At 42.6% G+C, this 11,972-nt stretch carries 7 protein-coding genes; 3 read left to right on the top strand and 4 right to left on the bottom strand.

Features of this window, described 5'->3' with window-relative positions:
• Positions 1-15: 15 nt before the first annotated feature.
• The 3 genes from IEY67_RS10365 (at position 16) to IEY67_RS10355 (ending at position 4,070) form a co-directional block, all read left to right on the top strand.
• Positions 16-1,050, top strand: coding sequence for an endonuclease/exonuclease/phosphatase family protein (locus tag IEY67_RS10365; protein ID WP_122355534.1), 1,035 nt, complete (start codon positions 16-18; stop codon positions 1,048-1,050).
• 339 nt (positions 1,051-1,389) lie between these two features.
• Positions 1,390-2,568 carry a glycoside hydrolase family 130 protein gene (locus IEY67_RS10360; protein ID WP_183668425.1) on the top strand — a complete coding sequence of 393 codons (1,179 nt, stop codon included), beginning with the start codon at positions 1,390-1,392 and terminating at the stop codon, positions 2,566-2,568.
• A 32-nt stretch (positions 2,569-2,600) separates the two neighbouring features.
• Complete coding sequence (locus tag IEY67_RS10355) at positions 2,601-4,070, top strand: glycoside hydrolase (protein ID WP_183668423.1); 1,470 nt, start codon at positions 2,601-2,603, stop codon at positions 4,068-4,070.
• Between the two features lie 65 nt (positions 4,071-4,135).
• Here the strand turns inward: IEY67_RS10355 and IEY67_RS10350 are convergent, their stop codons facing one another.
• From IEY67_RS10350 to IEY67_RS10335, 4 genes are all read right to left on the bottom strand, one after another.
• On the bottom strand, positions 4,136-5,104 hold the full coding sequence (locus IEY67_RS10350; protein ID WP_229801021.1) for a DUF4249 domain-containing protein: 969 nt from the start codon (positions 5,102-5,104) through the stop codon (positions 4,136-4,138).
• 65 nt (positions 5,105-5,169) lie between these two features.
• On the bottom strand, positions 5,170-7,917 hold the full coding sequence (locus IEY67_RS10345) for a TonB-dependent receptor (RefSeq protein WP_183668419.1): 2,748 nt from the start codon (positions 7,915-7,917) through the stop codon (positions 5,170-5,172).
• 123 nt (positions 7,918-8,040) lie between these two features.
• Positions 8,041-9,072: a DUF4249 domain-containing protein gene (locus IEY67_RS10340; protein WP_183668417.1), complete on the bottom strand. Its 1,032-nt coding sequence runs from the start codon at positions 9,070-9,072 to the stop codon at positions 8,041-8,043.
• A gap of 18 nt (positions 9,073-9,090) precedes the next feature.
• Positions 9,091-11,856 (bottom strand): TonB-dependent receptor, encoded by a 2,766-nt coding sequence (locus IEY67_RS10335; RefSeq protein WP_183668415.1) that lies wholly within the window; start codon positions 11,854-11,856, stop codon positions 9,091-9,093.
• Positions 11,857-11,972: the final 116 nt, after the last annotated feature.

The raw sequence follows: 11,972 nt of genomic DNA, 5'->3' as shown, positions 1-11,972 counted from the left end.
AAAAACACAACCATCATGAAAAAAGGGTTATTTACAGCACTCTTGTTGTTAATTATCATCAGTTTCTCTGCCTGTCAGAAAACTGATACATTCAAAGTCCTGCAATTCAACATCTGGCAGGAAGGAACCGTAGTAAAGAATGGATTTGATGCAGTAGCCGATGAAATTATTCGCAGCGATGCGGATTTTGTAACACTGAGTGAAGTACGCAACTATCACGATACCCGCTTTTGTGACAGAATCGTCGAAGCTCTGAAAAAACGAGGACAGACTTATTATTCCTTTTATACGGAAGACTCTGGTTTATTAAGCCGCTATCCGATCAGCGACAGCACTACTGTTTATCCTTTGAATGATGATAGAGGTAGCATTTATCGTCTGGTTACAAAGAAGGGCGGGCAGGAATTTGCCATTTACACAGCACATCTGGATTATCGCAATTGTGCTTATTATGATGCCCGTGGATACGACGGTAATAACTGGGAGAAAATAGAACGAGTTAACAATCTCGACTCTTTGCTGATCCTGAACCGCGCATCCGTAAGAGATGACGCTATTATACGCTTTGTTAATGAAGCCGAAAAAGATAAAGCAGCCGGACGTATTGTTATTCTGGGAGGCGACTTTAATGAGCCTTCACATCTGGATTGGACGGAAGCGACAAAAGATATGCGCGATCACTACGGTCTCATTGTACCCTGGGATGTATCCGTTATACTTGAAAAAGCAGGTTACAAAGATTCTTATCGCGAAAAATACCCCGATCCGGTCACTCACCCCGGATTTACCTGCCCGGCAGACTGCCCGGATATTGCATTGAAAAAATTGGTCTGGTCACCGGAAGCTGACGATCGCGATCGCATCGACTTCATCATGTATTCTCCATTCAACGGACTAAGCCTGACAGATGTTACCATCATTGGCCCTAAAGGGGATATCCTCCGCGGAGAACGTGTCACGGAAGAAACTGCCGATCCGATCATTACCCCGGCAGGGATCTGGCCTACCGACCATAAAGCCGTATTGGCAACGTTTCAGCTAGTCAAATAATCAGAATCATAAATTAGTTAACATAATAATGCCTCCTCACCTGGAATATATATCGGGTAGGGAGGCATTGTCGTTCATTAGAATACCACTGACATGCGTTATAAAATACAATACAAATTTATCACAAACTAATAATATTTTGATTTCGCATTTACCCCTGCTTATCTTTCTGATGAAATATTACCGTCTTATTTCTGCATACGATTCTAAAAAAGGCCATATCTTCCTGTAAAATTGATATAGATTCATTATATGTCGCAAAAAAACTACTTGTTTTCTCCTTCATCAACTCCCTACCTTTGCATCAAATAGCAACAGTCAAACGAAATTATGCAATTCATGGAAATTAACTTTCAAAATAGACTTGATGTTTTGTGTAACAAACACAAGAATCTGCTGGAACGCCCCAATCAACCGATAGTTGAAGATAATGGAATAATAACCCGTTATATTTATCCGGTCATAACAGCCAATCACATTCCATTAGAATGGAGATACGATATGAATCCGGACACCAATCCGTATTGCCTGGAGCGTATTGGTGTCAATGCAACCATGAATTCAGGGGCGATTAAATGGAACGGCAAATACCTGTTAATAGTTCGTGTGGAAGGCTGTGATCGGAAATCATTTTTTGCCATTGCCGAAAGTCCGAATGGTATAGATAATTTTCGCTTCTGGGAACGACCGGTCAATTTACCGGATATCGATCCGGATGAAACAAATGTATATGATATGCGCCTGACAACCCATGAAGACGGATGGGTATACGGTATTTTTTGTAGTGAACGGCACGATCCCGAAGCTAAACCCGGCGATTTATCCTCTGCTGTAGCTAAAGCAGGTATTGTTCGGACAAAAGACCTGATCAGGTGGGAAAGACTTCCGGACCTGATAACAAAAAGCCAGCAGCGCAACGTTGTTTTACATCCAGAGTTTGTTAACGGGAAATATGCATTATATACCCGGCCTCAGGACGGATTCATCGATACCGGCAGTGGTGGAGGTATAGGTTGGACTTTAATTGAAGATATGACAAATGCCGTAGTTTCCTCCGAACTAATTATAGATAAACGCTACTACCATACAATCAAAGAGGTTAAGAACGGGGAAGGTCCGCATCCTATCAAGACACCGAAAGGCTGGTTGCATTTGGCTCACGGAGTCAGGGCATGTGCTGCAGGATTACGTTATGTACTTTATCTGTACATGACGGCTCTGGAAGACCCAACAAAAGTGATTGCACAGCCCGGAGGCTATTTCCTGGCACCTATAGGGGACGAACGAGTCGGAGATGTATCTAACGTGTTGTTTTCTAACGGGTGGATTGCAGACGAGGACGGTAAGGTTTTCATTTACTACGCATCCAGCGACACACGTATGCATGTCGCAGTTTCTACCGTAGAGATACTGGTAGATTACTGTATGAACACCCCGGAAGACGGACTCAGGTCTGCTGCATCCGTTGCTAAAATCAATAAATTGATTGATAGGAACAAACAATACAAAAGAGAATAAAAACGTTCGTTTTACACAATCATGTTTATAATATGAAAATACATAGATATCTGTTCCTGAGCTTCTCTTTTCTCACACTCATAATCTCCGGTTGTATCGGGGATAAAGAAGCAAGTAAACAACCGGAAATTTCCATACAACTTTTATGGAACGACATTAAACAACCGATCGACGGTTTCGGTGTAGCACAGGCCGGATGGGCGGATGAATTATACTCCCACAAAAACAGGGAAAAAGTCATGGATGAGATGTTTGGTCCGAACGGTTTACGCCTGAATATTCTCCGGGGAGAAATATTTCCTCATTACTGGGAAAACAAAAATGATAAAGACTTTAATCTGACAGATGATCTGGAGATAGATCTGGATGATCCGTTCTTCGAAGGCAAGTCTGACGACCGTCTGCGCCGTGGACAACTATGGCTGACCTTACTGGCTAAAAACAAATATCATGTAGATAAACTTTTCTTTTCCGCCTGGAGTGCACCGGCTTATATGAAAACAAACGGCAAAGTGTCGCAAGGGGAATTAAAACCAGAATGCTATCAGGAATACGCCGATTACCTGGCTTCATTCTACAAAGCATACACATCTGTCGGACTCGAGCCCTATGCTCTCTCTCCTTCCAACGAACCGGGTTATGCTGCTCCCTGGAATTCCAGCCTCTGGACACCCGAGAAAATGGGAGAATTCATTACCCGATATCTGGGACCGACTTTCAGACGTATGCAAATACCGGCACGGATCATTTTCGGAGAAAACCCGTTGTGGTCTGCCGTCAGTCCACAAGCTGATTTTGCTTCCTCCCTCTATTTTACTAATACAATACTGGAAAAATATCCTGAGATCAAAGATTTCAACCTGATCGCAGCCGGACATGGCTATACGCTGCCGGATTCATATCCTGCACCGAAAGACAGCTTGCTGACGCCGATCGTTCCGCTCGAACTGGCTGAAAAAAACAATATACCTGTCTGGGTCACAGAGATCAGCGACATAAATCCTTTGGATACAACGATCAATGACGGTTTGAAATGGGCAAGCACCTACCACGCTTTTCTGACAGAAGCTAATGCCAATGCTTTCGTTTGGTGGGCTGGAGCCATGCCGACAAGCAACAATGAAAGTTTGATCGTTTTGAACAGTGATCGTGTAGGCTATTCGCTTACCAAACGATATGAAACCTTCGGTAATTACACCCGTTACATCGCAACTGGGAGTCTGCGTATCGGCACACAAATCAGTAATCCAACAGACAGCTTACTGGTTTCAGCTTATAAAAACGAGAAAAATTATACTATCGTAGCTGTCAACAATTCATCCCGGTCCATTCGTACCGGGATAAAGCCAACAGAGACGGGAGACTCAGGTACTCTGATCAGTTATCTGACCGATAAAAACAATCGTTGGTCTCCACAAAACTATTCAATAGATAAAAAAGGTCAGTATATTGTCAATATACCGGCTAAATGCGTTATGACATTCACCGGATCAACAAAATAAAAGACTCTTTAGATTCTCTTTCAAGGAATAAATCAGGAGATTAGGGATATTCGATCATCATCGAATCAGTTTAATTCCTGAATGGCAACCGTAAGGCTGTCCACACAAGCTGTCCCCAATATTCCGAGACCGCCTTCGATATTATTAAATACACGGACTGGCTCAGCCAGTCCAATATCGGCCAGATTATTATTAAAAGAGTCATCTGATAAATTAGCCAAAGCTAACAAATATTTATAATAAGGTTCGGATATGGCATATAGATAAACCCGTGCCGAGTCGGGAAGCCTGTTCTCCGGTTGAGTGAAACCAGGATTATAACCATAAGAAAAATTACCATCCAAAGTCATTGTATATTCCTTCCCATCGAACAACTCATCCGAAAAGGGGCGACCATTATATCCTGAAAGCCAGTCATTCCCTAACACTTTATCCAAAGCAGAAACTTTATTACTAAATACCGGATCAGAAGTATAATCAATCGGTTCGGGACGCCAAGAATAAATACCAGAAAAAACAGGAGGTTTTTCCCAATCGTCATAATCATATTCATAATGGGGAGAGCCATACGCAAAAGAAATAAGATAACAGTTTTGTTCAGACGGCTTATCCCGGAACGTTACTTTAAAACGCCGCTTAGTATACGAATAGCCATAAGAATTTTCCTCGTGACTTTCTGCATACAGATTAAGTAAAGCAGGTTTATCCGGAACTATATCCTCCCCCATGACCTGTTTAAAACCCTCTCTTTTCGCTTCAATCCGCACTTTATCACCCGGCACCGGAATGTAAGATGAAACATAATTACCAATAGCATAATAGTCGATCTCTTCTACATTCCAGCTCATTTCGCCAAGTAAACGATCATTCACATACAGTTCCACTTTTGCATCTCCTATAGTAACATTAGGGTAATCCTCCGTATAAAACCAGGTTCGCGATAAAGAAGCTTTCAACGGTTCCCCTACGGAAGCAACACTATTCAATACTAATTTAGAATCAGGACGTAAATATTCCAGATCCACTTCTTTCATACAGGAAGTTATCAGCAAAAGAATACTAAAAAAAAGAATATATTTCATATCAGCTTTCATAACTATCAGAATTTATATGTATAAGAAATTGATGGGATAATAGGCATAATACCGACAGTCTTAAATACAGGCACAAATTTATATCCGTAATCACTGTTCGGATCACGCACTTCTTTATCTGTTTTATGGATCATAAACGGATTCATACGCGAATACACATTATAGATACTGACCGTCCAAATACCCATACGCCCTTTTTTCTTGGGACGATAGATCTTAATTCCCAGATCAAGGCGATGGTAAGCCGGTAACTGGTAATTATTACGCCCTTCGTAATAATCTATTCCCCACGAACCACTATAAGGCAATTCATACCCATCACCATGTACATAATTCGGAGAACCGTTTTCCAAATAATTCTCAAGAGACAAGGTTACATGATTACCCGAAGCATACGACCAGGCAGCGGATATCTCTACTTTCGGGGATATCTTATGCATTACTACAATATTCAGTTTATGTCGGTTATCAAAACGAGCCGGGAAACGTTTACCCAGATTCAGCTCATCGAACTGGCGGTCGGCCCAGGAAAGGCCATAACCGATCCATCCCGTTGTGCGCCCGGATTCTTTGCGTACCATAAACTCGGCACCATAAGAACGCCCTTCTCCTGCAGTCAGTTTATTTTCCCAATTCAAATAAGATGGGGTAAATGTATGACCATCACGATATTCCAGTAAGTTTTCCATTGTCTTATAATATCCTTCAACAGAGAAACTATAAGTCTTATTAAGATCATAATAAAAACCGGCAGAGACCTGATCACTGAGCAACGGCTTCAACTTACGTGTCACCGGCATCCACGCATCGGTAGGCAAACTGATAAAACTGTTGCTAATCAGGTGTACATACTGATTCATGCGTGAATAAGAGGCTTTGAAACTTAAATTTTCATCCAGTAACCAGCGAAAAGATACACGAGGTTCAAGTCCGGTATAAGTCTTTCCCTGCACATTGAACAAACTTAAACGCAACCCTGCATTGACACGAACGGAAGGAGATAAACTCCAGTCATCTTCAGCAAACACACCGGCCTCATGTCCCCACAACAGATCGTTGGCATATTCCTTATTGATTTCTGATATAAAATCCTGGCTTTTATCAAAAGCTGAAGAATGGTTATATTCCGGCCGGAAACGATGCACCAAATAATCTCCACCGAAACGGATATGATGCGAAGAAACCGGAAGATAGTCGAACGAAGTACGTACCCCCAGATCCATAATACCGGTATTCGTAGAGCTTTCACTGAATCTTTCATAATAGTCACTCTCTCCTTCTTGACCTTCGATATCATGTTCTGTACTCCTCAATTTGGAATGATAGCGGGTAAAGACACCAGAAAATTTTCCAAACAAACGGTTATTGAATACATAGGTCCAGCCAGTAGTTGCCATAATATTTCCCCAACGTAAAGAAACATCCGTATCATAATTATAATCATTGTCCGCTTCATGTTTAGAAGGGAAATCGGTTGATCCTCCTTTTAGTACGTCATTTCCATTATACAAACTGAAATACAGACGACTACGATCGTTAAATATATGATTCAATTTCAGATTTAGGTCATGAAAGGCATAACGTGCACGGGTACGGGTTCCATCTTTCTTCGTAATCTTGTTAGCTATGGCAAGAGCCGGAGCCGACAGTACATCAAGCCAGGTACGACGCAGAGATATATTAAAAGAGGTACGGTCTTTTACTATTGGTCCTTCGAAATTCAAATTACCGGATATCAGACCTAGCGTAGCGCTCCCATGATACTCTTTCATATTCCCTTCTTTCATGTGCACATCTACCACCGAGGAAAGCCGACCTCCATAACGTGAAGGAAAACCGGATTTGAAAAAATCCATTCCACTGATAGCCTCCGGATTGAAAGCCGAAAAAATTCCGCCGATATGATTGATTTGATACACAGGATTACCATCGATCAGGAATAAATTCTCATCCACATTACCGCCACGAACATACATGCCTGCCGTACCTTCTGTTCCGGACGACACACCCGGTGTCAACTGCAATGTCTTGATAATATCCGCCTCTCCGAACATTACAGGCGTAGAGCGAATTGTCTGCTGATTAATTTCCAACGCCCCCATCTGGGTACTTAATACAGATTGTTTACTGGTACTTTGCCCGGTCACAACCACCTCTTGCAAGAATGCTGAAGGATCCAACTCTATTGTCAATACCGTATCACGGTCAAGATCAGTAAAATTATACAGCCGACTGGTATAACCGATATAAGAGGCACGGACCGTAATATCCCCTCCCGGCAGTGTCAGACTGAAAAAACCGAAATTATTGGATGCCGTTCCCACACGGCTATGAGCTTCATAAACCGAGGCCCCGATCAGGGATTCGGCGGACCGTTTGTCGCGCACAAAACCACTGACCGTTACCTGCTTGGGTTTACGCTTCAGAACAACTATCTTTCCTGTCATCTTGTACACAACCGGGAGATTGACAAACAAACGTGTCAGACAATCCTCCAGTGCTTCATCATCCGCACGGAACGTAGTTTTCGGAAGTCCACTCAACAAAGATGATTCGTAGGAAAAGGTTACTCCGGTCTGTTTCTGTATCTCATCCAGGATCTCCCGGACAGATGCTTTTTGCATATTCAACGTAACCTTCCGTGTTTCATCCACTCTGCTTGTCTGTGCCTGAAGGCCGGACAAACTAAAAATCATCATCATTACTACCAAGGTAACACGGGCAAACTGCTTTGCAGGGTATACTTTCTCCATCTTGTTATTTGTTGATATCTATTTACTAGACATATTTTTTTTAAATACCCCTATCGGGCCAGACAAAAATAATAAAATGAAGAAACATATTTTACATTTATTCTCCTGCAGGAAAGTGAAAGATCACAATCCGTATGGAATTTCCACAGTAATAGTATCCACACTGGCAGCACCCAATATTCCGCTTCCGCCTATAATGTTACTGGTAACACGCACAGGTTCGGCTAATCCGGCATCCATCAGATCGTTATTCACAGAATGATCATCCAACTCCGCCAATGCCATCAGATATTGATAATAAGGTTTCGAAAGGGTATATAAATAAACTTTCATATAAGAAGGAGGAGTATTGTCCGAATCTTTATCCGGAGACTGGGAAGAGGGATAATCGCTATGGCCGATACCTAACTTCAATGAATACTCCATACCATTGATCAATTCATCGGAAAAAGGTCGTCCGTTGTATCCGGACAGCCAATCCGCATTACCGAACAATTCATCTAATATCGTTATTTTATCCTTGAAAACAGGTTCATAAACATAATCTACTGAAATTTCTCTCCAACTATATGTTCCGGGATACCCCCACTCCTCTTTTTCAAAATCATACTCTCTTTCAGGCGAACCACGTGCAACACGCACCAAATAGCAATCGCCCTCTTCCGGATCATCTTTGAATGTTGTCTTACAAATAGTCCGGTAATTATAACTGGAACCATATAAGTCGTCATTCGACCTTTCCGATACGATTTCGACTTTCAGGAGTTCAGGTTTAACCGGTAATTCGCATTCAGCCGACACCTCCTTAAACCCCTCTTTCCTAACCTCAAGACGCACCTTATCACCCTCGGAAGGAACATAATCCGAAAAATAATAACCGATTGAATTATATTCACTTATCCCCCCATACCATAGCATATCTTCAAGATACTGTCCGTTTACATACAGGCTGACCTTTGCATCTTTAATAGTCACGTTCGGATTATTATCTGTATAAAACCAGGTACGTGTAACCGTGGCAGTGAGAGGATAACCGGTCTGCACCACGCTGTTCAGGACCAGCTTGGATTCCGGACGCAAATGTTCCAGGTCGACATACTTAACACAAGAAGGGAATAGTGTCGATAACAAGATAAACAGAATACAGTATTTCATAAAAGATCTCATTAATAATTAGAATTTATAAGTATAAGAGATAGAAGGAACAACCGGGATAATTCCTAGCTGTTTGAATGCGGGGACTGATTTGCCCCAGGAACTGTCCGGATCAGGAACTTTTCTTTCCGACTTATAGATCATAAATGGATTCATACGGGAATAAACATTATAGATACTCACCGTCCAAATCCCCAATCTTCCGCTTTTCTTCGGACGAAAGATTTTTATTGCCAGATCCAGGCGATGATAAGCAGGCAGTTGGTAATTATTGCGGATGTCGTAATAATCTATATTTCCCCAGTCAGTAACATAATCGTGAGAACCCGGATCGTAATTATTATCGGAAGGCAGGTCTAACTCCGGAGGTGCCGCCTGGTCATAATTCTCTAAAGAAAGCGTGGCATGATTACCCGAGGCATATGTCCATGCAGCCGACAATTCCACTTTGTGAGACAGTTTGTAAACGCCTACAATATTCAGTTTATGGCGGTTATCATACCGGGCCGGATAACGTTCCCCCCTGTTCAATTCAGGAAATTTACGATCAGACCAGGAAAGTGTATATCCGATCCAGCCGGTCAGCCGTCCGGTTTCCTTGCTCACCATAAACTCGGTACCGTAAGAACGTCCTTTACCGATCGTCATTTTCTTTTCCCAATTCACGTACGAAGGAGCAAAACTCTGTCCGTCACGATATTCCAGCAGGTTATTCATCCGTTTGTAATAACCTTCCAAGGAAAAGTTATATTCTTTATTCAATGCATAATAGAATCCCGCCGACATCTGATCACTTTCCAACGGTTTCAGCTTACTTGTTACCGGCATCCAGGCATCGGTAGGCAGGCTGATAAAACTGTTACTTATCAGATGAACATACTGAGTCATCCAGGCGTAAGAGGCTTTAAAACTTAAGTTATTCTTTATCAGCCAGCGAAGTGAAGCACGAGGCTCCCAGTCAATATAAGTTTTGCTCTGTACATTAAATAAACTGATACGCAGACCGGCATTTAACTTGACGGCTGGCGAAAGGCACCAGTCGTCTTCTGCAAAGATTCCGGCTTCATGTGCCCAAAACAAATCATCGGCTAACACTTTCCCGATGTTCGTTGTATCGGAAACATTTGTCTCGGAAGAAGCGGCCCGGTTATACTCCGGGCGAAAACGGTGTAACAGGTAATCACCTCCGAACCGGACATGATGAGATGCCAACGGCAGATAATCGAAGGAGGTACGTAACCCCACATCCATAATTCCCGTTTGGGTAGAGGTTTCATTGAATGTATTGTAATAGTCTTCGCTCTCCTCATCGCCGCTCAGCTTGTTTTCCAAATGTTTTAATTTGGAATGATAACGGGTAAAAACTCCCGAAACTTTACCAAATAGCTGGTTATTGAAAACATACGTCCATCCGGCTGTTGCCATCAGGTTCCCCCAGCGAAGATTGATATCCGTATCGTCTTTATAGTAATCTTCCTCATCCGGAGTTGAAAACTCCGAACCTCCCCCTTTCAGGACATCATTACCGTTATAAACACTCAGGTATAGACGGCTACGGTCATTAAAACTGTGATTTATCTTCAGATTCAGATCGTGAAAAGCATAACGGCCACGTACTTTCGAACCATCTTTCTTTATAATACGGTTAGTGATACCGATAGCCGGTGCCGTCAATACATCAAGCCATGTACGGCGTAATGCGATATTGAAAGAGGTACGATCTTTTATAATCGGTCCTTCTAAATTCAGATTACCGGAGATTAACCCGATCGTTGCACTTCCATGGTATTCGCGCATATTCCCTTCCCTGGTATGTACATCAGCTACCGAAGACAAACGCCCACCGTAACGTGCGGGAAAACCAGCCTTAAAAAAGTCTATTCCACTGATCGCCTCCCCATTGAAAGCAGAGAAAAGTCCACCGATATGATTGATCTGATACACAGGATTACCGTCGATAAGAAACAAGTTTTCATCCACATTCCCGCCACGCACATACATACCGGCGGTTCCTTCCGTCCCGGCCATGACACCAGGAGTCAGTTGGAGAGTTTTGATTATATCCGCCTCACCGAACATGACAGGCATTTCATTTATCGTTTTCCGATTAATCTCCAAAGCGCCCATCTGCGTGCTAAGTACCGATTGCTTACTGCCCGAAGTACCGGTCACGACCACTTCCTGCAAGGATGCAGTTGGCGTCAGATCGATTGCCAAAATCGTATCCCGGTTCAATTCTTTCAAATCATATACCTGGGTACCATAACCAATATAGGAAGCTTGTATCTTCATTTTTCCGGCAGGCAACGTCAGACTGAAAAAACCGAAATTATTGGATGCTGTACCGGCGCGGCTGTTCACCTCATAAACCGAAGCTCCGATCAGAGATTCGGCAGACCGCTTGTCGCGTACAAAGCCACTGACAGTGACTTGTACCTGTCTGGGTTTATACTTCAGAACGACTATTTTTCCCGTCATACTGTATGCTATCGGAAGATGCACGAACAAACGTCCCAAACAATCTTCCAGTGTTTCATCGTTCGCACGGAACGTAACTTTCGGAAATCCGTCCAACAACGAAGATTCGTAAGAAAAGCTCACCCCAACCTGTTGCTGTATCTCATCCAGGACCTCTCGCACAGAAACTTTCTGTCTGTTCAACGTCACTTTTCGTATTTCATCCACTCTGTTTGTCTGTGCCTGAAGGCCGGACAAAATTAAAATCATCATCATTGCTGCCAAGGCTACAGGGGCAAACAGCCTTCCCTGGAATACTTTTTCCATCTATCTTCTATTGATTTATATTCTTTAGACGGAATTTTGAGAAATACCCCTACCAAGACTGACAAAAATAATTAAACAGACAGGAATATCCCCCTTTTTTTCGTATCTTTGTAAAA

The sequence above is a fragment of the Parabacteroides faecis genome, from assembly GCF_014647375.1.
GTDB classification, from domain to species: Bacteria; Bacteroidota; Bacteroidia; order Bacteroidales; family Tannerellaceae; genus Parabacteroides; species Parabacteroides faecis.
This window is presented reverse-complemented; position numbering and strand designations above follow the sequence as displayed.